Origin of the sequence: Janthinobacterium sp. UMAB-56, from assembly GCF_900095265.1 — a bacterium.
In the GTDB taxonomy this organism is placed as follows: Bacteria; Pseudomonadota; Gammaproteobacteria; order Burkholderiales; family Burkholderiaceae_D; genus Janthinobacterium.
On record NZ_LT607656.1, the window covers coordinates 239934 to 260578 of the forward strand.

Consider the following 20645-nt stretch of genomic DNA (forward strand, 5'->3'; position numbering starts at 1 on the left):
AAGGCGTGGTTGGCGTGGAACCTTTGCTGCCCGCCACCATTCCGCTGCTGGAATGGCTTGACGAGGTACGCCGGGACTCGCTGGCGCCGGCCTGATCTGGTGCCAGCGGGCAGCACCATGCTGCGTGCTGGCGCAAGCTTTCCTGTGACTTTCCTTGTATCGTGCGCGCTTTGCGCTACAGTGCTTGCATCAAGCACCGGGGGAGTCTCGCATGCCGCTGACACTGACCTTTAGCGATACCGATGAATTGCTGATCGCCGCGCTGCACAAGCGTGCCCGCGCGCATGGGCGCAGCATCGAAGAGGAGCACCGCGACATCCTGCGCAGCGCCTTGCGGCCGCTGCCGAAGCGCCCGCTCGACGATATTTTGCGCAACATGCCCGATGTGGGGCCTGCTACGGATTTCGAACACTGCTCCTGAGCTGACATGGGCGCCTACCTGGTCGATACGGATGTCATCGTTGCAGCGCGCAAGGGCGGTGCGGCGCCGGCAGGCGTGAGCGCCTTTTTCGAGCGGGTGCCGCCTGAGGCGCGCTATGTGCCGGTGCAAGGTATCGCGCAATTGCGCGCAGGCATACAGCGCAGCTGGCGGCGCGAAGCGGCGCTGGAAGCATTGGCGCTGGAAGCCTGGCTCGAAGCCGTGCTGGCAGAGTACGCGCCCCGCTTGCTGGAATTCGATCTCGATTGCGCGCTCGTGTGCGCGCGCCTGCATGCTCGCGGCTGCGGGCATGGCGTGGATGGACAGATTGCGGCGATGGGCATCGCCTATGGCTTGACGGTGGTCAGTGGCAGGCTCGACAGTTTCCTGGCGCAGGGGCTGTGCCTGGAAAATCCATTTCGCTGAGGACTACTGGGGTTTGTTGTCTTCGTCCGCCAGCGGATCTTCGAACGGGTCGGCGGCAGGGATCGTGTATTTTTCCTCGGCCCAGGCACCCAGGTCGATCTGCTTGCAGCGTTCCGAGCAGAAGGGGCGGAATTTGTTGGCTTCAGTCCATTCGACTTTGGCGGCACAGGTAGGGCAATTAACGACGGTCATGATGGGGCAAATAAGTAACAGTTAAAAATTACAGAGCGTGAGCTCGAACGGGACATCTTCTTCCATCGGCTTGGGTTTCAAGTCACCGCCCTGGGTGGTGAAGCGTACCCACAGCATATATTTGTTGGCGGAAATTTCCGGGATGGCGCCGCTGTTTTCATCCAGGCTCAGGCGCAGCATCTGGTATACCTTGCCTTGCAGCATTTGCTGATAGCTGCCGCCATTGGCGATCAGTTTAACGGGGCCGCCGGAATCGCGCAGCAGGCGCAATACCAGGGCCAGCGCATCGAACAGGGGCGCCAGCGGAGCGAACCAGGCGTGGATGTCGGTCAGGCGCTGTTCGGAGCTGCGTTTTTGCCAGGCAAAGTAGGATGGCAAGTCGAATTCGCAGGCGCCACCGGGGATGATGGTGCGGCCGCGGATGCTCATCAGCCATTCATTGTCGCGGATATTCTGGCCCGTCTTGCCCTGCGCCGCCACCAGGGCGCCGCTGACACTGTCGAGTTCACCGAGGATGGCATCGAGGGTTTCCGGTTCTACATTCGGATTGCTGCGGTAGCCCAGCAGACTCTGGCGCTGGCGCTCGAGTTCCTGCAGCAGGTCGGACTTCAGGTCGGCACGGCCGGCCACTTCGAGCATATCGAAAATAGTTGCCAAGGCAACATGGTGCTGCATTGCATGTTCTTGCTGGATGAAGAACTTGAATTTGTCGTACAGGTCTTCCAGCCGCAACAAGGTACGTATGCGTTCGTTGAAAGGGTATTCGTAGACAATCAAAATAATTCCCTTAAGTAAGGACCTGCAAACAATCCCGTGATTTTGAACCAAGCGTCGACAAATTACAAACGTTGCGGCCCGATTCCAGCCATTCTTTTTGAAAATGCCAGATATAACTCGTGCAACTGGGCAATCTGCGGTGCCAGGGCGGCCAAATCGCCATTGTTGTCGATCACATCGTCCGCCGCCGCCAGGCGCATGGCACGCGTGGCCTGCGTGGCCATGATGGCTTTGACTTGTTCTTCCGATAAGCCATTGCGCGCCATCACGCGCGACACTTGCAGACTTTCCAGGCAATCGATGACCAGTACGCGGTTGACTCTTTCCACCCATCCGCCGGACTCGACCAGCAGGGGCACGGCAAAGATCACGTAGCTGCCCGTCGCTTCGGCGGCCGCAGCGAGGGTGGCCTGGCGGATGCGCGGGTGCAGGATGGCTTCCAGCCTGGCCTTGGCGGCGGCGTCGGAAAACACCAGTTTGCGCATTTTTGTGCGGTCGAGGGCGCCGCGCGCATCGGCGTAGTCGGGACCGAATTGCGCCACCAGGGCTGGCATGGCGGCGCCATTCGCTGCCGTCAGGCTGTGGGCGATCTGGTCGGTATCGACGATGGTGGCGCCGCGTGCGGCGAACAGGTCGGCCACCGTGCTCTTGCCGCAACCGATGCCGCCGGTGAGTCCCACGCTGAAATAAGGGGCGTTTTGTATTTGCATGTATTTATCCATAGGGGCAGTGCTGCGCCGCTCAGCCGACCAGGCCCAGCGTAAGGCGCGACAGGGGCGTGCCATACAGCAGGGCGATCAGGCCTGCCGCCGCCAGGTAGGGGCCGAACGGTATTGGTTTGTCGCGCCCCCGCCTGGCGAAGACGATCAGGCTGATGCCGACCACGGCGCCGACCAGGGACGACAATAATATGATCGTCGGCAACATGGTCCAGCCCAGCCAGGCACCGAGCGCCGCCAGTAATTTGAAGTCACCATAGCCCATTCCCTCCTTGCCTGTCGCCAGCTTGAAGGCCCAGTACACTGCCCACAGGGCCAGGTAGCCGGCGGCCGCGCCGATGACGGCATCCTGCAGCTGCACGAAGGTGCCATTGATATTGACCAGCAGACCAGCCCACAGCAAGGGAAAGGTCAGGTCGTCGGGCAGCATTTGCGTATCGGCATCGATGAAGGTCATGGCGATCAGCAGCCATGCAAATACGAGCGTGGCCAGGCCCGTCCAGCCGCTGCCAAAATGCCAGATCAAGAGGGCCGACAGCGCGCCCGTCAGCAGTTCGACCAGCGGATAGCGCACGGCGATGGGCGCCTTGCAGGCGCTGCACTTGCCGCGCAGCAGCAGGTAACTGAGGACGGGAATGTTCTCCATGGCCGTGATGCGGTGGCCGCAAGCGGTGCAGTGCGAGTGCGGCAGCATCAGGTTGTAGCGGTCTGTGTGGGGCAAGGGCAAGCCGCTTTCTTCCGCCACATAATTATCGGATTCGCGCTGCATCATTTTCGGCACGCGGTGGATCACCACGTTGAGGAAGCTGCCGACGATCAGGCCGAACAGGGCGGCGACGAGGGCGACGGGCAGATTGCCGGGCGCGGCGAACAGCAGGGTATCTTGCAGCATGGTGGATTTGTCAGAGGTGATGATGTTGCCGCGCAAACATTGCCTGGCACTGCCGCAGTGTAAAACATCTGCCAGCGCATGGGGGCGTTTTGCGCAGGCTGCGCAGTCAAATCACGGCGCCCAGCTTGAAAATCGGCAGATACAAGGCGATCACGAGGGAACCGACCAGCACGCCCAGCACCACCATCAGCGCCGGTTCCAGCAGGGCCGAGAGGGTGGCCACTGTGGCGTCGATGTCCGCCTCGATGATGTCGGCCGCGCGCGACAGCATGGCGTCGAGCGCGCCCGCTTCCTCGCCGATCAGGGCCAGTTGCGTCAGCAGCGGGGGAAATACGCCGCTGTGCTCCATGGCAACGGCCAGGCTGCCGCCGGCGCGGATTTCACGCTCGATGCGCGCCGTCGCCTCCTGGTACAGCGCGTGGCCGGAGGCGGCGCCCACCAGGCCGAGCGAGTCGAGCAGCGGCACGCCGGCGGCGAACATGGCGGCCAGGGTGCGCGTCCAGCGGGCGATCGCTGTCTTGCGCAGGAGTGGACCGAACACGGGCAGGCGCAGCGCCTGCACTTGTGTGTTCCGACGCAAGGCGGGCCAGCGGCGCCAGGCCAGGTACGACAACAGCCAGGCCAGCAGCAGTGCCGCCAGCACGGCCAGCCAGTAGCGCACGAGAAAGGCAGACAGGCCCATGACGAGCAGGGTGGGCAGTGGCAAGGGCGCGCCGAAGCTGTCGAAGACCTGGCGGAAAGCGGGCACGACGACGCTCATGATGATGGCCGTGACGACGATGGCGACGAGCACGATGGCCAGCGGATACATCAGCGCGCCGCGTACCTGTCGCCGCAGAGCAATGGCTTTTTCCTGGTGCGTGGCCAGGCGCGCCAGCAAATCCTGCACGATGCCGGCCTGTTCGCCTGCCGCCAGCAGATTGCAATACAGCTCGTCAAACAGCAGTGGGAACTGGCGGAATGCCTGCTGCAGGCTGCTACCCGCTTCGATGTCGTGGCGCAAGTCGTGCATCAGCTCGGTGATCGCGGGTTTTGCGTGGCCCTTGCCGGCGATATCGAAGGCGTGCAGCAGCGGCACGCCGGCCGCCATCATGGTCGACAGCTGGCGCGTAAACAGCGCGATATCCTTGCGCGTGATGGCCTTGCCGGGAGCGGTGCGCGCTGCCTGCACCCGGGTGGCCAGGATGCCCAGGCGTCTTAGCGCCGCCTTGGCAGCGCTGGCGTCGGCAGCGCGCAAGACGCCATCGACCGCCTTGCCATGGCGGTCCGTGCCCTTCCATGCAAAGCGCCGTTCGGCCGCCATGTGCACCTCCTGCCGTCACGGTAGCAGCGTCAGGCAAAAGCACCAGCGGCGCTGGCGGCAAGCTTGATGTGGCTCAGCCTTTTGTGGTTTGCACTTCCGTCTGCACCACGGCCTGGGCCTTCACGTCGGCCGCATCTTCCTCGTCGCTGTCCGTGCCCCTGCTGATGCTTTCGCCATCGTCGCGGCGCAAGGTCCAGAAAGTCAGCGAGGACAGCACCGTCAGTGCCGCCAGGGTGAGGAAGGCGTGGTGCAGGGCCGTGCTGAGCATGGCGCGGTCCGACTGCGGCATGTCGCCCAGGTACCAGCCCGTGATCAGCGAACCGAAGGCCAGTCCAAAGCTCATCGACAGTTGCTGCATCGAACTGGCGATAGTGCTGGCCATGCTGGAGTCGGTCTTGTCGACATCGGCATACGCGATGGTGTTCATGCTGGAAAATTGCAGCGAATTGAAAAAGCCCATGCACAGGCTGATGGCGACGATCACGTACAGGGGCGTGCCCACGCCCACCTGCGAAAACATGGCGATGGTGATACCGATCAGCACAGTGTTGACGATCAGTACCTGGCGGTAGCCGAAGCGGGCCAGCACGCGCGCGGAAATGAATTTCATGCCCATGGCGGCGGCGGCCGACGGCATCATCAGCAAGCCCGATTGCCAGGCGGGCAAGCCCAGGCCCAGCTGGTATAGCAGCGGCAACAGGAAAGGCAGGCCGCCCACGCCCAGGCGTGTAACGAAGCCGCCCACCACGGAAACGCGGAAGGTGCGGATCTTGAACAGGGTCAGGCGCAGCAGCGGGTGCAGCACTTCGCTCGAATGCCAGGCATACGCGGCCAGCAGGCTGATGGAAATGAACAGCAGCACGGCCGCCGAGGTGGGGTCGATCTTGTGCTCGCCAAAGATTTCCAGCAGCCACGATAGCAGCGCGATGCCCGTGCCAAACAGCACCAGGCCGATCAGGTCCAGCGGACGGGGCTTGTCGCCATAATAATCGGGCATGTAGCGGTGCGCCAGGTACAGCGCGACCAGGCCGACGGGCACGTTGACGAAGAAGATCTCGCGCCAGGACAGCCAGTGCACGATCAGTCCACCCACGGTAGGTCCCAGCAGCGGGCCGATCAGGGCGGGGATGATGACGAAATTCATGGCCGCCAGTAGTTGCGATTTGGGAAAGGTGCGGATGATGGTGAGCCGGCCTACCGGCATCATCATGGCCGCGCCCACCCCTTGCAGCAGGCGCGCGGCCACCAGCATGGGCGCATTCACGGACAGTCCGCACAGGATGGAGGCGATGGTAAAGATGGCGACGGCAGCGGAAAACACGCGCCGCGTGCCGAAGCGGTCGGCCATCCAGCCGCTGATGGGAATGCACACAGCCAGGCTCAGGATGTAGCTGGTGACGACGGCCTTCAGGCTCAGCGGCGTCACATTCAGGCTGGCGGCCATGGCGGGGATGGCGGTGTTGACGATGGTGGAGTCGAGTTGCTCCATGAACAGGGCGGTGGCGACCACCCAGGGTAGGTAGCTTTTAATCGGGGAACTGGTCATGGGTGAGCCTGAGGAGGAGAAACGGAGCCGACAGTACGATGAATTGTCACATAAATGGCGCCGGCGTGCCGCCCGCGCCCTCCATTCTGACAGCGTGCCGGGGGCAGCGTCCATGGAACATTTGTTCCATGGCAATAGATTGCGGGCAAGGCTAGCATGTGTTTTCTGGCAGCGCCGGCCTCCTCTTTCCCTGAAAGTCACACTACATGAAAAATGCACTTACTTACCTTGTCCTGGGCGCGGCCCTGTCCGCATGCGGTGGCGGCAGTGATGGCGGCACGCCGGAAGCACCCGTCGCGCCGCCCGTCGTAGTCACGCCTCCCGTCGTTCCCGCCGACAGCGTGACGCTGGCATCGGAAGCCGTGGCCAAGGCGGCCGGCCTGAACCTCATTGCCGGCGCCAGCAGCGATGAAAGCGTGTATGACGTGGCCGCCGATATTGGCGACACCTGGCGCATCACGTTTGACAGCGTCAAGAAAACCTATGCCATCCGTGTTCTGTCGACGCAGTTCGGCTTGAGCGACCGCAGCGGTACGTTCAGCGCTACTACCACCGGCAATCTCACCACCTACACGGCAACGGATTTCAGCGTCACCGTCGATGCACGCACGCGTCTTCTGTCGGGCAATATCAAGCTGGGAAGCATGGTCTCGACCGTCAGCGGTAGCGGCTATGCGGTGGGTGACGTGGCCAAGCTGGCCGGTAACTATATTTTCCTGGGTGCGATGCGCAATGCATCGAACGGCGCTGACCGCTTCAATCCGAAAGGCAGTCTCAAGATCGCAGCCGACGGAGCGGCCCAACTGTGCAATGGCGGCGTTTTCAACGCGCAAGGCGTGTGCTCTGCAGTATCGCCGCAGCTGGAAGCGGAAAACGCCAGCCTGACCCTGGTCAAGGATGCGAAGAGCGGCTTGCTCGTCGCCCGCCAGGGTGGCCAGGACTTCGGCATCGTGCATGTGCACGCCGGGGACCGGGGGCTGGCGCTGTTCATCGACCGCTATAGCCGTAACCAGGAAAACGTCCTGCGCGTAGGTACCATCGTGGCCGCCAAACAACAGAAGATCGGCACCGAAATCGCCGGCAGTTACGCCTGCGCGGCGTCGGGCATCAGTGCCAAGATCGAGCTTGCCGGCAGCACCGCCACCCTGACGAATAACACGACCGGTAAGATGCATGCGGAAACCATCACCGTCAACAAGCTGGGCCTGGGTGCGCAGGCCGTCGATTTCGATGGCATCGCCGTCTTCAAAGACCCCGCCGACGTGCCGGCCGACTATTCGATGTTCATGCCCGTGTCATCGAGCATGGCGGTCGAGTTTTCGACTGACCGCTCGTACATGGGCATGTGCCTGAAAAAATAGTCGCTAGCGTTTGAGGTGATCCAGGGCGGCCAGCAGCGGCAGAGCCGCATCGGCGATGCGCTCCAGGCTGGCTTCGCGCAGGGCGGCGGTATCCACCGTGTGGCCGGAGTCCAGCCCGGCCCAGCGCAGCAGCGCTGAACACGCGGCGGGCGTGTCGAACATGCCGTGCAAATAGCTGCCGAGGATTTGTCCGTCGTCCGACACCGCCCCTTCCGCGCGCCCATCGATGACAAAAGCCGGCTGCGCCAGCGCCGCGCCATGCGAGACGCCCATGTGGATTTCATAGCCTGCCACGGGCGCATCGCCTGCGCCAGCGAACGCGCAGTGGCCGCGCACCTGTTCCAGCCGCTTGTCGCTGGTCAGCTCCGTCACCATGTCCAACAATCCCAGTGCTGCGGAGTCTCCTACCGCACCTTCCACTCCCAGCGGGTCGTGTACGGATTGCCCCAGCATCTGGAAGCCGCCGCATATGCCGATTACCTTGCCGCCATAGCGCAGGTGCTTCGCCAGGTAGGCGGGCCAGCCCTGCTGCTGCAGCCAGGCCAGGTCGCCGCGCGTGTTTTTACTGCCGGGCAGGATCACCAGGTCGGCCGGTGGGATGGGTTGTCCCTGCTGGATGAATTGCAGGTCGATGTCGGGGTGGGCGCGCAGCGCGTCGACATCCGTGTGGTTGCTGATGCGCGGCAGTTGCGGCACCACCACCTTGAAGGCGCCACGTTCGGCCTGCATGGCTTCGACAGCATCTTCCGCATCGAGGAACAGGCCTTGCAGATAGGGCAGCACGGCCAGCACGGGCTTGCCCGTCTGCTGTTCCAGCCAGTCGATGCCGGGTTGAAGCAGGGATATGTCGCCACGAAAGCGGTTGATGACAAAGCCGAGGATGCGCGCCCGTTCGCTTTCGGACAGGCAGGCCAGGGTGCCGATGATGTGGGCGAAGACGCCGCCCCGGTCGATGTCGGCCACCAGGATCACGGGGCAGTCGACGGCTTCGGCAAAGCCCATGTTGGCGATGTCGCGCGCGCGCAGGTTGACTTCGGCGGGGCTGCCCGCACCTTCGACGATGACGGCGGCGTATTGCTGGCGCAAGCGCGCGTACGATTCGAGCACGGCCCCCATGGCGACGGTCTTGTATTGCTGGTAGTCGCGCGCATCCATCTCGGCGCGCACCTTGCCGTGGATGATCACCTGCGCGCCCGTGTTTGACGAAGGCTTCAGCAGCACCGGGTTCATGTCCGTGTGCGGCGCGATACCGCAGGCCAGCGCCTGCAAGGCTTGCGCGCGGCCGATCTCGCCGCCGTCGCTCGTCACCGCGCTATTCAAGGCCATGTTTTGCGGCTTGAACGGCGCCACCGTCACGCCACGGCGCTTCAACAAGCGACATAGGGCTGCAACGATGGTGCTCTTGCCCGCGTCGGACGTCGTGCCTTGCACCATCAGGGCGGGGAAGGGGCTATTCATGGCTGGTGCTCCTGCCACTGCGCGATGATGTCGCTAATCTGGCGCAAGCCTTCCGTGATGGCGGCCGGACCGGGTGAAAGAATGTCGGGCGACTTGATCTCGAACAGCATGTCATTGCGTACGGCGGGAATCGCATCCCAGCCCGGGCGTGCCGCCAGCTGCGCCGGCTGGAACTTCTTGCCGCACCAGCTGGCGATGATGATGTCGGGCGCGCGCCGCACCACGGAGCAAGGATCGGCGATGATGCGCTCTTTCGCGCCCGGCTGCGCGGACAATGCCGGGAAGGCGTCCGTGCCGCCGGCGATGTCGATCAGTTCTGCGGCCCAGCCGATGCCGCTCATCAGGGGATCGTTCCACTCTTCAAAGTAAATCACGGGCTTGCGCGTCCAGGCTGCGGCGCGGGTCCGGGCGGCGGCGATGTCAGCGCGCAGGCTAGCGATCAGTGTACGGCCCGTTTCCTCGCGCTGTACCAGCGCAGCCAGCACGCCGATCATGCGCAAGATACCGTCCACCGTGCGTTGGTTGAACTGGTGCACTTCGATGCCAGCCTTGACCAGGTCGCGGCAGATGTCTGCCTGCATATCGCAAAAGCCGATCACGAGGTCGGGCTGGACGGCCAGGATGCGTTCCAGGTTCGACGAGGAAAAGCCGCTGATCTTGGTTTTTTCCTCGCGCGCCCGTGTTGGACGCACGGTGAAGCCGGAGATGCCCGCGATGACGTCTTGCGCGCCCAGCGCGTACAGCGTCTCGACGGCTTCCGTCGACAGGCAGGCAATGCGCTGGTAGTGACTCATGGCGCGGCCTTGGCTGCGGGAGCGCTGCGGCGCTGGCGTGCCGCTTCCAGCTGCTCGCACATGGCGGCCGTGCCTTCGATCATGCGCGGGCCGGCGCGGTTCAGCAGGTCGCCATTCAGGCGGAACAGATTATTGCGGCGCACGGCCGTCATCGACGGGAAGGCGCGCCACATAGCCAGGCCACCTTCGCTGCGCGGGTCGCTTTTTTCGCTGGTGCCGAAGATGACTTCCGGATCTTCCTGCAGCACGCCTTCCGGCGTGACGACGGGCGCCACGACCTTCATCGCGGCAAACACGTTCAGGCCACCGCACAGGCGCATGGAGTCGCTGATGATGCTCGCGCCGCTCAAGGTGTACAAGGGTTTATCCCACACCTGGTAAAACACGCGCACGGGCGGGCGCTGCGCGTACTGCGCCGTCAAGCTGGCCAGTCTGGCGCGTAGCCGGGCGGCGGCTGGTTGCGCGGTTTTTTCCGTGCCCATCAGCTGGCCCAGGCGCTCCATGCTGTCGGGGATGTCGGCCAGTTTGCGTGGCTCGCTGTGATAGATGGGCACCTTCAACTGGCGCAGCATGGCGATCTGGCGCTCGGCGCTGCCATGCATCCACACGACGATCAGGTCCGGCTTCAGGGCGATGATGCGCTCCATGTCGTACTGGCGGTTGTCGCCCACTTGCGTGATCTTCTTTGCCGCTTCCGGATAGTCGCTATAGCTGACGACACCGGCGATTTTATCGCCGCCACCGGCTGCGAACAGCAGTTCCGTGACATGCGGTGCCAGCGCCAGGATGCGCTGCGCCGGTCTTTCCACGGTGACGGTATTGCCGTCGTCGTCGCGCACGGTGATGGCGGCATGCGCCTGCAAGGAGATCAATCCTGCCAGCAGCAGTGTGGTTTTCAAGTGCTTCATAGGTGCTTCCATGCGGTGAGGGCCTGCTGCAGGCGCAGCCAGGCAGGTTCGTCGGGGGGCAGGCCCAGGCGGATGCCATGGGCCGCGTGGCGGAACAGGCGCACCCAGATGCCCGATACTGCCATGTGCTGCCGGAAGGCGGCGGCACGTTCTTCCGGCCACCACTGGAATAGCGCCGTGCCGTTGCTGGCGATGCGGTGCGCTGCCAATAGCTGGCGCAGGCGGGCGCCTTCGTCGCGCAGGCGCTCGCGCATCGCTCCTTGCCAGTGCGTGTCGTTCAAGGCGGCCAGCGCCACTTGTTGCGCCGGGCCGCTGACGGTCCACGGGCCCAACATGTCGGCCAGCCGGGCCAGCAGCGCGGGATGGGCGGCGACAAAGCCCAGGCGCAATCCCGCCAGGCCAAAGAATTTGCCGACGGAGCGCAGCACGATCAATCCTGGCTGCGTTGTGTGCGGAGCGAGGCTGGCGTGTGTTTCCGTGTCGCCAAATGCTTCATCGACCACCACCCAGCCGCCGCGCGCTGCCAGCTTGCCGGCCCACTCCAGCAATACCTCGGGGGCGATGCGCTCGCCCGTGGGGTTGTTCGGATTGCAGATGACCAGCACGTCGCAGTGGTCCACGGCAGCGGCCAGCTGTGCATACGGCACTTGGCGCAGTGCGTGGCCGTGCTGGCCCCAGTGGTGCGCGTGTTCCGCGTAGGACGGTGCCGCCACTGTCACGCGCGAGGCTGCGCGCAGCCGGGGCAGGGCCTGGATGGCGGCCTGCGTGCCAGCCACGGGCAGCATGGCTGGCGCACCGTAATACGCGCAGGCGGCGGCCACCAGCGCGGGATCGGCTTCCGGCAGCCGGTGCCAGGCGTTGGCGTCTGGTGCTGGCGCTGCATACCAGTGCGGGTTGATGCCGGTCGACAGGTCGATCCAGTCGGCGATGGGTCTGCCGTATTCGCGCGCCGCGTCGCGCAGGTTGCCGCCATGTTCAAGCAAGGTATGTCCCTCTCAGATAGTACAGCCCGGCCAGCAGCGCCACCCAGATCAGCCACAGCACGGCCGTTTCGGCCACCAGGCGCCAGGCGCGGTCGATATCGCGCGCTTCGGCGGGACGGCCGGCGCCCAGCGGCGGGCGGCGCTCCAGTTCACCGTCGTAGATGGCGTCGCCACCGAGGGCCAGGCCCAGGGCACCGGCGCCGCTGGCCATCACGGGCCCCGCGTTCGGGCTGCCCCAGCTCGGGGCCTGGCTGCGCCAGCAGTGCCAGGCGCGCCTTTTGTCCGCCATGCTCTTGCCCAGCAAGACATAGGACAGGGCCGTCAGGCGCGCCGGCAGGTAATTGAGGACGTCGTCGATGCGCGCGGCGCAGCAGCCGAACCAGTCATAGCGTGCGTTGCGGTAACCCCACATGGCATCGAGGGTATTGGCCAGCCTGAATAGCACGGCGCCGGGGCCGCCCGCCACGGCAAACCAGAACAGGGTGCCAAAGACGGCGTCATTGCCGTTTTCCAGCAAAGACTCGGTGCTGGCCTTGGCCAGGCTGGCCGCATCCGCGTTGGCCGTGTCGCGGCTGACGATGCGCGCCGTCAGCAGGCGCGCGTTGTCCAGGTCATTCATGGCCAGGGCATCGGCGATCGGCTGGTTATGGTCGCGCAGGCTGCGCAAGCCCAGGGACAGGTACAGCAGGAAGACATGCAATGTGGCGCCGGCCAGGCCGCACAGCCAGTAGGCGGCATAGCTGAGAGGCAGTACGGCCAGCGACCATGCGACGGCGCCGCGCAGGAAGCGTCTGCGGCCACGGTTCAGCAGGCGTTCCAGCATGCTGGCGAGGCGGCCAAAGCCCACCAGTGGGTGCCAGCGGCGCGTCTCGCCCAGGATCAGGTCGAGCAGTACGCCAGCCGTCATCAAGGCGGCCAGCATGGGCAGCGACAAGCCGCTCAGCATGGGCCGCCTTTCAGGTATAGCGGCAGGCCGGCCGCGACAAAAACGGCCCGGTCGCAACTGGCCGCCACGGCCTGGTTCAGGCGGCCTGCTTCATCGGTGAAGCAGCGCGAGATGGCGCCGTAGGGTACGATGCCCATGCCTACTTCGTTCGATACCAGCACGAGGTCGCAGCCGGTTTCTTCCACTTCGTCCAGAGCGTACAGCAGGTGCGCGCGCTCGCTGTGGAACAGTTCGGGCAGGGCGATGTCGCCCACGTCGGGATAGGTCTCGCCGCTGGAAAACATCAGATTCGTCAGCCACAGGGTCAGGCAGTCGACCAGCAGCAGGCGGCCGGGGCGCGCCTGCTGCAGGAGGGCGTCGCCGAGGCGCAGCGGTTCTTCCAGGGTGGCCCATTCTGCCGGGCGCTGTACTCGGTGATGCGCGATGCGCGTGGCCATTTCGCCGTCGCCCGCCTGCGCGGTGGCGATGTAGACGACTTCCTTGCCGGACTCGCGGGCCAGCATTTCCGCATAGGCGCTCTTGCCGGATCGGGCGCCGCCAAAGACCAGGGTGCGCGTCATGACGCTGTTACCACTCGGTGCCGATTTGTGCACCGATGCCGGCCGCATACGCATGCTTGACGACGGCCATTTCGGTGACGGTATCGGCGATGGCGATCAATTCGTCCGGTGCGCCACGGCCCGTGATGACCACGTGCTGCATGGCCGGGCGTTCCAGCAGGTCGGCGATGACTTTATGCACGTCGAGGTAGTTGTACTTGAGGGCGATATTGAGTTCATCGAACAGCACCAGGCCGTAGCTGGGATCGGCCAGGAAGGTCTTCGCCTGCTCCCATGCCAGTTCAGCCTTTTCGATGTCGCGCTCGCGGTTCTGCGTTTCCCAGGTATAGCCTTCGCCCATCGCGTGAAAACTGATTTCGTCGGGGAAGCGGCGCAGGAATTTCTCTTCGCCCGTCGACATGGCGCCCTTGATGAACTGCACCACGCCCACTTTCATGCCGTGGCCCATGGCGCGGATGGCCATGCCGAAACCGCTCGAACTCTTGCCCTTGCCATTGCCCGTGTTGACGATGATGATGCCGATTTCCTTGTCGGCCTTGGCGATGGCCGCATCGATGATGGCCTTCTTGCGCTCCATGCGCACGCGGTGGCGTTCGTTTATAGCTGCGGTATTGGCTGCGGTGTCCGCATCGATTGTCTTGCTATTGCTCATGTCTGATCCTCTTTCGGTATGAATATCTTGCGTTTGCCATGATCGATGATCTCGATAGGATGGCCCAGGTAGTCGCCCAGGGTGGAAGCCTGCATTACCTCGGCCACGGGACCGGCCAGCCAGCCGCCGTCGCCCATCAGCAGCAGCGCATGGGTCGAGACGCTGTGCGCCAGGTTCAGGTCATGCCCCACCATCACCACGGTTTTGTTCTGTTCGCGGCACAGCTTTGACAGCAGGCCCATGACGCTGACCTGGTGCGCCAGGTCCAGCGCGTTGGCCGGTTCGTCCAGCAGGAGCAAGGGCGTGTCCTGCGCCAGCATGGCGGCGATGGCCACGCGCTGGCGTTCGCCGCCGGACAGGCTGCGCACATCGCGTTCGACCAGGTGCTCCACTTCCATCGAGGCAAGCGCCGCCAGGGCGATGCGCTGGTCGTCGCTGCCTTCCCAGTAATGGTTGTCGTGATACGGATGGCGCGCCGACAGCACCGTTTCGATGACGCGGTACGAGAATGCATCGTGGCGCGCCTGCGCCAGGAAGGCCCGTTCGCGTGCCAGTTCTTCGATTGGCCAGTCGATCAGGGCGCGGCCCTGTATCGTCACGTGGCCCGCATCCGGTTCGCGCAAGCCGGCCAGCACGCGCAGCAGAGTGCTCTTGCCCGCGCCATTGCGGCCGATGACGCTCCAGCATTCGCCATCCCTGATGTGCCAGATGAGGTTTTCCACGAGGGAGCGCGTGCCTGCTTTCAGGCCGAGTTGGTAAGTACGTATCATGTGCGGCGTAATCGGTGCAGTTGGTACAGGAAGACGGGCGCGCCTATCATGGCCGTGACCACGCCGACAGGCAATTGCAAGGGCGCCAGCACGGTGCGCGCCAGGGTATCGGCCAGCACGAGGAAGGTGCCGCCGGCCAGCGCCGCGGCTGGTATCAACAGGCGGTGATCGGGACCGCAGGCGAAACGCAGCGCATGTGGCACGATCAGGCCGACAAAACCCACGCTGCCGGCGCTGGTGACGGCGCTGGCCGTGAGCAGGCCGGAACAGAAGAACAGCCCCTTGCGCAGGGCGCCCACGCGTACGCCCAGGGTGCTGGCCGCTTCCGCGTGCAGCGCCATGACGTTTAGCGAGCGCGCGCAGCGCAGCGCAAAGACCAGGGCGCCGGCCAGGACCAGCCAGGGCATCAGCCGCGCGGGTGCGCCAGACAGGTCGCCGATCATCCAGAACACCATGCTGCGCAAGCGGCTTTCCGGCGCAATCGAGAGCATCAGGGTGACGATGGCCATGCAGGCAGATGCCAGGATCACGCCTGTCAGCAGCAAGAGCGAGGCGCCGCCTTCGGCCGCCGTGCCGCCGCGCAGGTCGCGCCGGGCAAAGAAGTACAGCAGCATGGACACGCCGACGGCGCCGGCAAAGGCGGCCGCGTCGACCACCCACAGCGCGCACATGAACAGCAGCGCGGCCAGCGCGCCTACGGAGGCGCCAGCGGAAATACCCAGCACATACGGGTCAGCCAGGGGATTGCGCAGCAGCGCCTGCATCATGACGCCGGCCAAGGAGAGCGCCGCGCCGGTGACAAACGCGGTCAGCGCGCGGCCCAGGCGCAGGTCGAGCAGGGTGGCGGCGAGGGTATCGGTCTTGCCTTGCAATACATGGAAGAGGGCGGACGGCAGGTCGGCGAGCGGAATCGCGATCGAACCGATCATGCCGGAGAAAATCAGGCTGGCAATTGCGCACACGATCAGCACCGTGAGGATCAAGGTGGCGCGGTGGCGCATGTTGCGGAAAAATGGGTGCATGTACTGCCTTAAAAACGGGGACTGCAGAACTGCATCTGCGGGCGACGGCGGCATGCCATCGCCCGCAGCTTACATCATTACTTCATGGTTATTTCATGCCGTAGCGTACGCCAACGAAGACTTTCGAGCCTGGCGTGGCATAGAAACGGGCCAGTTCGTAGTTCTTGTTGGCGATGTTGTTCCAGCGGGCCAGCACCGACCACTCAGGAGCAAACTGGTAGGTGGCGTACAGATTGACCAGGCCATAGCCGCCCAGGATGTTCTTGTTGGCGGCATCGTCGTAGCGTTTGCCCGACAGCTGCCATTCGGCGCCCGAGGTCAGCGCGCCCAGCGTGTAGTCAACGGCGACATTGGCGTGCTGCTTGGCACGACGCTGCAGCTGCTTGTCCTTGGTTTCATCGCGTGGGTCCTGCAGGTCGATATTGCCACTGACATTGAAGGCGCCGAACTTGCGGCTGGCCGCCAGAGTCACGCCTTCGAGCAGGGCTTTGTTGACGTTGTAGGCGCAACCATAGCTGCCGTTGAACAGCGGGTCCGGGCATGGCGTGGTATTGACCAGCAGGTCGGTGACCTTGTTATGGTAGTAGGTCGCGCTGGCTTGCGATACGCCGTCGTTGTAGTGCAGGCCGATTTCCGCGTTGCGGCCCGTTTCCGGCTTGTTCGATGCCAGGCCATACCCCGGGTAGTACAGTTCATTGAAGGTCGGTGCGCGGAAGCTGGTGCCGTAGCTGGCGTTGGCGCGCAGCGCATTACTGATGCGGTAGCCATAGGCGATGCTGCCCGTGTTGTGCGAGCCGAATGCCGAGTTGTCGTCGCGGCGGCCGCTGATATTGAACAGGTGCGCGCCGCGTACCATGTTGTATGCCGCTGCATAGGACTTGGTATTGCGTGCGCCCGTTACTTCCGGCGTGCTGCTCGACATGACATCTTCATCGCGGTAGCTGGCCAGCAATTGCAGGTTGTCGCGGCCGATGCGGATGTCGTTTTGCCAGGTGATGTCGGTCTGCTTGGTGTCGATCTGGCTTTTGCCATACGATGCCGCACTGCTGTCATCGCCCGACTTGTCGCGCGCTTCCGCGTAGCGCAGTTCGCTGGTCCAGTTTGGCAGGAATTCATTCTTGGTGAAGACGGAGACGTTTTGCAGCTTCTGGTTGCTGCGTGCATCGTAGCCCGGGCCGGCGTCGTACTGGGATTTCAGTTCGCTATTCAGGAACACCAGGCCAACTTCATGGCCCTTGGCCATCTGGTAGCCGAACTGGCCGCTGACGTTTTCCTTGTCGTAGCCGTCCTTGTCCGGGTTGTAGGTGAACGAGGAGGCGCCCAGCTTGGAGGCGGAGAAACCATCCGATTTTTCCTTGCCTGCCGCCAGCGCGTAGCTGAAGCTGTTCACGCCGCCCGTCGAACCGGCAACGCTGGCTTCCGCCTGACGCGTGTTGTTGCTGCCGTAACCGGCGAAAGCAGAGAAGCGCGTGGCGCCGTCGCCTTTCTTGGTGAAGATCTGGATCACGCCGCCGATGGCATCGGCGCCATACATGGTGCTCAGCGGACCGTAGACGATTTCAACGTGGTCGATGCTCGACAGGGGCAGGGCGCTCCAGTTGGCCGTGCCCAGGGTAGACGAGCCGATGCGCACGCCATCGACCAGTACGATATTCTGGTTGCTGTTCGCGCCGCGGATGAACACGCTGGCCGAGGTGCCTGCGCCGCCATTGCGGGTCACTTCGATACCGCGCTGTTTTTGCAGCAGGTCGATCAGCGTACCGGCGCCTGAGCGCGCGATGTCTTCCGAGCTGATGGTCTGCGTATCGCTCAATACTTCGCTCAGGTGCTGAGGGTAGCGGCTGGCGGTGACGATGACTGGATCGAAGGTATCTGGCGTGGCTTGAGCGAAAGCGGCAGGCGCGGCAATGGCTAGCGCAAGCGACGTGAGCGCCGCGTGGCGGGAAACAGCATGGGTCATGATAATTTTCAGTAAGTAATATGCAACCAGCCGACGTCCCCGTAGGCCAGATTGAACAGAAGTGGGAACTGACAATGACGATCGAAGATGGCCACAGGGGCCATTCGGATCGCGAACATCCCCGTTCGCACACTTCCACCTGTCCTGGCCGGTATCCGGGCTGGCAAGTACGGCTATCCCACCTTCCCATGCTCGATGATTGCAAGCACAGTGGTTGTCAGGGATAGCTCGTCGCCCGCCTCCTGTCGGGAGGGACGACACTTGCTTACCGTTGCGGGGGCAGCACACGTTCGCCGCAGTTGCGGCATCGTGTTTCCCGTTTAACTGCGCTCATGGACATGAGCGCGAGCACCAAAACCCGGTCATTATACGTGCAGCGGGCGTGGACTCAAATGCCCGGCTGGACGATTCGCTATCAGAAATCGATGACGACCGTCGCACCGTAGGCGATTTTATGAGCGCAATGGGCGGCCAGCACGGCCGTTTCTTCCAATGGCAGCCGGGCTTGCAGCGCCGACAGCAGGCGGATGGTGCCCGCATGGCAGATGATGATGGCTGTTTCGTGTTGTTCGCGCAACAGATCGCCTAAAAATGCATCCACGCGGGCGGCCATCGCCAGCACATTCTCACCGCCGCCGGGGCGGTACCAGGCCAGGTCGGCCGCCCAGGCATCGATGTCTGCGCGCGCGATCGCGTGCCATGGCTGCATTTCCCATGTGCCGAAATCCATCTCCGCCAGCCGCTCGTCGAAGCGCAAGTCGCTGGAAGGCAAGTCTTGCGCCAATGCTGACGCCAGGTCGGCGCAGCGGCGCAGGGGGCTGGCAAAGAGTGGCACGTCGACCGGCAGGGAGGCTTGCAGGCTGGCACGCACTTTCGCCATTTCATGCGGCGCCACCGCCACGTCGCTGCCGCCGTAGCAGGTGCCGCTGGTTACCTGCGGCGTGGGGTGGCGGACGAGGATCAGGCGCATGGGCTCAATGAAAGTGCATCGGAGGCTGGAAGCTGGAGAGAATGGCCAGGTAAATCGCCACTTCCGCCACTTGCTGTACGGCACCCAGGCAGTCGCCTGTGTAGCCTTGCAGGCGGTGCTGGCACTTTCGGCCCAGCCAGAATGCGCTGCCTGCGGCCGCCATGATGGCAAGGACCAGCGCCGCCCAGTCAAGTATTCCCAGTACGCCGCAGGCGATGGCGGGTAACAGGGCGCAGACGGCGGCGATAAAGAATTCTGCCGTAGTCATCTCCTGCGCCATCGGCTTGGCCTTGCCTTCATCGCGCGCATAGTCCATGAGCCAGATCAGCGAGACGGCTGCCAGGCGCGAGAGCGGATGGGCGACGAATAAGGTCGTCACTAATGCGGCGGGCGGCAGCGAAGCGAGTGCCGCGCATTTGATGGCCAGCAGGCAGACAATACCGATGGCGCCATACGCGCCGATGCGCGAATCCTTCATGATTTCCAGCACCCGCTCGCGCGTCAGTCCACCGCCAAAGCCGTCGCACATGTCGGCGAAGCCGTCTTCATGAAAGGCGCCCGTCAGATAAATGCCGGCGGCGACGGCCAGCAGCACGGCCATCGTCGAAGGCAGGAGCCAGCTGGCCAGCAGATACACTGCGCCACTAGTGGCTGCTACCACCACGCCGACCAGCGGAAAGTAGCGCGAGGCGTGCTGTAGCCAGTCCGGCGCGAAACCCACCCAGCGGGGGATGGGCAGGCGCGTGAAGAACTGCAGCGCAATGAAGAAGAGGCGGCACTGATGGAGCGCTGCGGAAACGGGGTTGGCCATGGTCTTAGTCTGGCGTGGACTTTTCGCTGACCTGGGCCGAGGCGAAGGTGGCCATCTCGCGCATGAAATTGACGGCCGCGTGCAGCAGCGGCAAGGCCAGTGCCGAACCCGTGCCTTCACCTAAGCGCAAATCGAGTTGCAGCAGTGGACGCGCTCCCAGGCTGGCCAGCAGCTGGCGGTGGCCGTTCTCATCGGAGCAGTGCGAAAACACGCAATAATCGAGGATGGCCGGCTGCAGACGGGCCGCCACCAGCAGGGCGCTGCTGACGATGAAGCCGTCGATCAGCAAAATCATGCGCCGTTCGGCGGCTTTGAGCATGGCGCCAGTCATCATGGCGATCTCGAAACCGCCAAAGGTGGCCAGCACCTCGAGTGGATCTTGGGCTGCCGCATGATGGGCGACGGCCGCTTCGATCACATGCTGCTTGTGCAATATGCCATCCTTGGATAGGCCGGTACCGGCGCCCACGCAGTCGGCGACAGGCGTTTGCGTTAGCTTGTGCATCAGCGCGGCAGCGGCGGTGGTGTTGCCGATGCCCATTTCACCAAAGCCCAGTACATTGCCGTCGAGCGTGGCGACCAGGTCCATCCCGGCCTGCATGGCTGCCAGGCATTGCTCCTGGCTCATGGCGGCTTCGTTGGCAAAGTTGCGGGTGCCGGGACCTTGCTTACGATCAAGCAAGCCGTCGCGCGGGCCGAAATCATGGTTTACGCCAGCATCTACTATATATAGGGCGCAATCGGACTGACGGGCAAAGACATTGATGGCGGCGCCGTTGCCGAGGAAGTTTTCCACCATTTGCCAGGTCACGCTTTGCGGATAGGCGGAAATGCCTTCGGCGACGACGCCATGGTCGGCCGCAAAAACGATGATGGCAGGCTGGCGCAATGCCAGCTGTGTGCTTTGCTGGATCAGGCCGATCTGGCGGGCCAGGGTTTCCAGTTGTCCCAGGCTGCCCAGCGGCTTGGTTTTGCTATTGATGGCATGTTCGAGTGCGCTGGCCAGGGCGGGATTGGCGGTGGAGCAGATGTGTGGGATAGGCATGGGAGTCAAGGTGGATACGGCAGGATATTGCCAGCGCTACGATATCACACAGCAATATTTACCCTGCCGCAAAATAGCCCTTGCGAGGCGTGCGTGGCAGGGCTATAATTCGCCCCCTCGCTGAACGACGCA

General features: G+C 63.8%; 22 protein-coding genes, 1 pseudogene and 1 riboswitch. Of the genes and pseudogenes, 4 read left to right on the forward strand and 19 right to left on the reverse strand.

Going from position 1 to position 20645, the window contains the following annotated elements; all coding sequences use genetic code 11:
• The 3 genes and pseudogenes from K0F85_RS28775 to K0F85_RS13980 form a co-directional block, all read left to right on the forward strand.
• Positions 1 to 95 (forward strand): annotated as a pseudogene (locus K0F85_RS28775) (8-oxo-dGTP diphosphatase MutT); the annotation flags it as partial.
• A gap of 116 nt (positions 96 to 211) precedes the next feature.
• Entirely contained in the window at positions 212 to 421 is a 210-nt protein-coding gene (locus K0F85_RS13975) for a DNA-binding protein (RefSeq protein ID WP_219116595.1), read from the forward strand.
• A 6-nt stretch (positions 422 to 427) separates the two neighbouring features.
• Complete coding sequence (locus K0F85_RS13980) at positions 428 to 844, forward strand: VapC toxin family PIN domain ribonuclease (protein WP_219116596.1); 417 nt, start codon at positions 428 to 430, stop codon at positions 842 to 844.
• 3 nt (positions 845 to 847) lie between these two features.
• On the opposite strand, the gene yacG is transcribed toward K0F85_RS13980, so the two are convergent.
• The 6 genes from yacG to K0F85_RS14010 all read right to left on the reverse strand — a co-directional run bounded on the left by yacG (position 848) and on the right by K0F85_RS14010 (position 6273).
• Positions 848 to 1039 carry a DNA gyrase inhibitor YacG gene (gene yacG / locus K0F85_RS13985; RefSeq protein WP_034748814.1) on the reverse strand — a complete coding sequence of 64 codons (192 nt, stop codon included), beginning with the start codon at positions 1037 to 1039 and terminating at the stop codon, positions 848 to 850.
• 18 nt (positions 1040 to 1057) lie between these two features.
• Positions 1058 to 1813 (reverse strand): cell division protein ZapD, encoded by a 756-nt coding sequence (gene zapD / locus K0F85_RS13990; protein WP_219116597.1) that lies wholly within the window; start codon positions 1811 to 1813, stop codon positions 1058 to 1060.
• Between the two features lie 62 nt (positions 1814 to 1875).
• Positions 1876 to 2523 (reverse strand): dephospho-CoA kinase, encoded by a 648-nt coding sequence (gene coaE / locus K0F85_RS13995; RefSeq protein WP_219116598.1) that lies wholly within the window; start codon positions 2521 to 2523, stop codon positions 1876 to 1878.
• 31 nt (positions 2524 to 2554) lie between these two features.
• Complete coding sequence (locus K0F85_RS14000) at positions 2555 to 3424, reverse strand: A24 family peptidase (protein ID WP_219116634.1); 870 nt, start codon at positions 3422 to 3424, stop codon at positions 2555 to 2557.
• Between the two features lie 106 nt (positions 3425 to 3530).
• The gene (locus K0F85_RS14005) at positions 3531 to 4727 is read right to left on the reverse strand and encodes a type II secretion system F family protein (protein ID WP_219116599.1); all 1197 of its coding nucleotides are present in this window, start codon (positions 4725 to 4727) and stop codon (positions 3531 to 3533) included.
• 73 nt (positions 4728 to 4800) lie between these two features.
• On the reverse strand, positions 4801 to 6273 hold the full coding sequence (locus K0F85_RS14010; RefSeq protein ID WP_257572767.1) for a DHA2 family efflux MFS transporter permease subunit: 1473 nt from the start codon (positions 6271 to 6273) through the stop codon (positions 4801 to 4803).
• Positions 6274 to 6479: 206 nt separating this feature from the next.
• Here K0F85_RS14010 and K0F85_RS14015 point away from each other — a divergent pair, with 206 nt between their 5' ends.
• The gene (locus K0F85_RS14015) at positions 6480 to 7634 is read left to right on the forward strand and encodes a hypothetical protein (RefSeq protein ID WP_219116600.1); all 1155 of its coding nucleotides are present in this window, start codon (positions 6480 to 6482) and stop codon (positions 7632 to 7634) included.
• A 3-nt stretch (positions 7635 to 7637) separates the two neighbouring features.
• Here the strand turns inward: K0F85_RS14015 and K0F85_RS14020 are convergent, their stop codons facing one another.
• The 13 genes from K0F85_RS14020 to cobT form a co-directional block, all read right to left on the reverse strand.
• Positions 7638 to 9092: a cobyric acid synthase gene (locus K0F85_RS14020; protein ID WP_219116601.1), complete on the reverse strand. Its 1455-nt coding sequence runs from the start codon at positions 9090 to 9092 to the stop codon at positions 7638 to 7640.
• Complete coding sequence (locus K0F85_RS14025; protein ID WP_219116602.1) at positions 9089 to 9886, reverse strand: ABC transporter substrate-binding protein; 798 nt, start codon at positions 9884 to 9886, stop codon at positions 9089 to 9091. The genes K0F85_RS14020 and K0F85_RS14025 overlap by 4 nt, the downstream gene beginning before the upstream one ends.
• Positions 9883 to 10794, reverse strand: coding sequence for a cobalamin-binding protein (locus tag K0F85_RS14030; protein WP_219116603.1), 912 nt, complete (start codon positions 10792 to 10794; stop codon positions 9883 to 9885). The genes K0F85_RS14025 and K0F85_RS14030 overlap by 4 nt, the downstream gene beginning before the upstream one ends.
• The gene (gene cobD, locus K0F85_RS14035) at positions 10791 to 11777 is read right to left on the reverse strand and encodes a threonine-phosphate decarboxylase CobD (protein WP_219116604.1); all 987 of its coding nucleotides are present in this window, start codon (positions 11775 to 11777) and stop codon (positions 10791 to 10793) included. The genes K0F85_RS14030 and cobD overlap by 4 nt, the downstream gene beginning before the upstream one ends.
• Positions 11770 to 12723 carry an adenosylcobinamide-phosphate synthase CbiB gene (gene cbiB / locus K0F85_RS14040; RefSeq protein WP_219116605.1) on the reverse strand — a complete coding sequence of 318 codons (954 nt, stop codon included), beginning with the start codon at positions 12721 to 12723 and terminating at the stop codon, positions 11770 to 11772. Before cbiB ends, cobD begins: the two co-directional genes overlap by 8 nt.
• Entirely contained in the window at positions 12717 to 13283 is a 567-nt protein-coding gene (cobU, locus tag K0F85_RS14045; protein ID WP_219116606.1) for a bifunctional adenosylcobinamide kinase/adenosylcobinamide-phosphate guanylyltransferase, read from the reverse strand. The genes cbiB and cobU overlap by 7 nt, the downstream gene beginning before the upstream one ends.
• A 7-nt stretch (positions 13284 to 13290) precedes the next feature.
• Positions 13291 to 13935 carry a cob(I)yrinic acid a,c-diamide adenosyltransferase gene (gene cobO / locus K0F85_RS14050; protein WP_219116607.1) on the reverse strand — a complete coding sequence of 215 codons (645 nt, stop codon included), beginning with the start codon at positions 13933 to 13935 and terminating at the stop codon, positions 13291 to 13293.
• The gene (locus tag K0F85_RS14055) at positions 13932 to 14705 is read right to left on the reverse strand and encodes an ABC transporter ATP-binding protein (RefSeq protein WP_219116608.1); all 774 of its coding nucleotides are present in this window, start codon (positions 14703 to 14705) and stop codon (positions 13932 to 13934) included. Before K0F85_RS14055 ends, cobO begins: the two co-directional genes overlap by 4 nt.
• Positions 14702 to 15727 (reverse strand): iron ABC transporter permease, encoded by a 1026-nt coding sequence (locus K0F85_RS14060; RefSeq protein ID WP_219116609.1) that lies wholly within the window; start codon positions 15725 to 15727, stop codon positions 14702 to 14704. The genes K0F85_RS14055 and K0F85_RS14060 overlap by 4 nt, the downstream gene beginning before the upstream one ends.
• An 88-nt stretch (positions 15728 to 15815) precedes the next feature.
• Positions 15816 to 17687, reverse strand: a complete 1872-nt coding sequence (locus K0F85_RS14065; protein ID WP_219116610.1) for a TonB-dependent receptor domain-containing protein — start codon at positions 17685 to 17687, stop codon at positions 15816 to 15818.
• Positions 17688 to 17815: 128 nt separating this feature from the next.
• Positions 17816 to 18058: riboswitch (cobalamin riboswitch) on the reverse strand.
• 44 nt (positions 18059 to 18102) lie between these two features.
• Entirely contained in the window at positions 18103 to 18657 is a 555-nt protein-coding gene (locus tag K0F85_RS14070) for a histidine phosphatase family protein (protein WP_219116611.1), read from the reverse strand.
• A 4-nt stretch (positions 18658 to 18661) separates the two neighbouring features.
• On the reverse strand, positions 18662 to 19468 hold the full coding sequence (locus K0F85_RS14075; protein ID WP_219116612.1) for an adenosylcobinamide-GDP ribazoletransferase: 807 nt from the start codon (positions 19466 to 19468) through the stop codon (positions 18662 to 18664).
• A 4-nt stretch (positions 19469 to 19472) separates the two neighbouring features.
• Positions 19473 to 20513, reverse strand: coding sequence for a nicotinate-nucleotide--dimethylbenzimidazole phosphoribosyltransferase (gene cobT, locus K0F85_RS14080; protein WP_219116613.1), 1041 nt, complete (start codon positions 20511 to 20513; stop codon positions 19473 to 19475).
• Positions 20514 to 20645 lie beyond the last annotated feature (132 nt).

Coding starts and splice junctions, on each gene's coding strand:
- K0F85_RS13975 (WP_219116595.1), top strand. CDS start 212: ATGCCGCTGACACTGACCTTTAGCGATACCGATGAATTGCTGATCGCC.
- K0F85_RS13980 (WP_219116596.1), top strand. CDS start 428: ATGGGCGCCTACCTGGTCGATACGGATGTCATCGTTGCAGCGCGCAAG.
- coaE (WP_219116598.1), bottom strand. CDS start 2,523: ATGCAAATACAAAACGCCCCTTATTTCAGCGTGGGACTCACCGGCGGC.
- K0F85_RS14000 (WP_219116634.1), bottom strand. CDS start 3,424: ATGCTGCAAGATACCCTGCTGTTCGCCGCGCCCGGCAATCTGCCCGTC.
- K0F85_RS14005 (WP_219116599.1), bottom strand. CDS start 4,727: ATGGCGGCCGAACGGCGCTTTGCATGGAAGGGCACGGACCGCCATGGC.
- K0F85_RS14010 (WP_257572767.1), bottom strand. CDS start 6,273: ATGACCAGTTCCCCGATTAAAAGCTACCTACCCTGGGTGGTCGCCACC.
- K0F85_RS14015 (WP_219116600.1), top strand. CDS start 6,480: ATGAAAAATGCACTTACTTACCTTGTCCTGGGCGCGGCCCTGTCCGCA.
- K0F85_RS14020 (WP_219116601.1), bottom strand. CDS start 9,092: ATGAATAGCCCCTTCCCCGCCCTGATGGTGCAAGGCACGACGTCCGAC.
- K0F85_RS14025 (WP_219116602.1), bottom strand. CDS start 9,886: ATGAGTCACTACCAGCGCATTGCCTGCCTGTCGACGGAAGCCGTCGAG.
- K0F85_RS14030 (WP_219116603.1), bottom strand. CDS start 10,794: ATGAAGCACTTGAAAACCACACTGCTGCTGGCAGGATTGATCTCCTTG.
- cbiB (WP_219116605.1), bottom strand. CDS start 12,723: ATGCTGAGCGGCTTGTCGCTGCCCATGCTGGCCGCCTTGATGACGGCT.
- cobU (WP_219116606.1), bottom strand. CDS start 13,283: ATGACGCGCACCCTGGTCTTTGGCGGCGCCCGATCCGGCAAGAGCGCC.
- cobO (WP_219116607.1), bottom strand. CDS start 13,935: ATGAGCAATAGCAAGACAATCGATGCGGACACCGCAGCCAATACCGCA.
- K0F85_RS14055 (WP_219116608.1), bottom strand. CDS start 14,705: ATGATACGTACTTACCAACTCGGCCTGAAAGCAGGCACGCGCTCCCTC.
- K0F85_RS14060 (WP_219116609.1), bottom strand. CDS start 15,727: ATGCACCCATTTTTCCGCAACATGCGCCACCGCGCCACCTTGATCCTC.
- K0F85_RS14065 (WP_219116610.1), bottom strand. CDS start 17,687: ATGACCCATGCTGTTTCCCGCCACGCGGCGCTCACGTCGCTTGCGCTA.
- K0F85_RS14070 (WP_219116611.1), bottom strand. CDS start 18,657: ATGCGCCTGATCCTCGTCCGCCACCCCACGCCGCAGGTAACCAGCGGC.
- K0F85_RS14075 (WP_219116612.1), bottom strand. CDS start 19,468: ATGGCCAACCCCGTTTCCGCAGCGCTCCATCAGTGCCGCCTCTTCTTC.
- cobT (WP_219116613.1), bottom strand. CDS start 20,513: ATGCCTATCCCACACATCTGCTCCACCGCCAATCCCGCCCTGGCCAGC.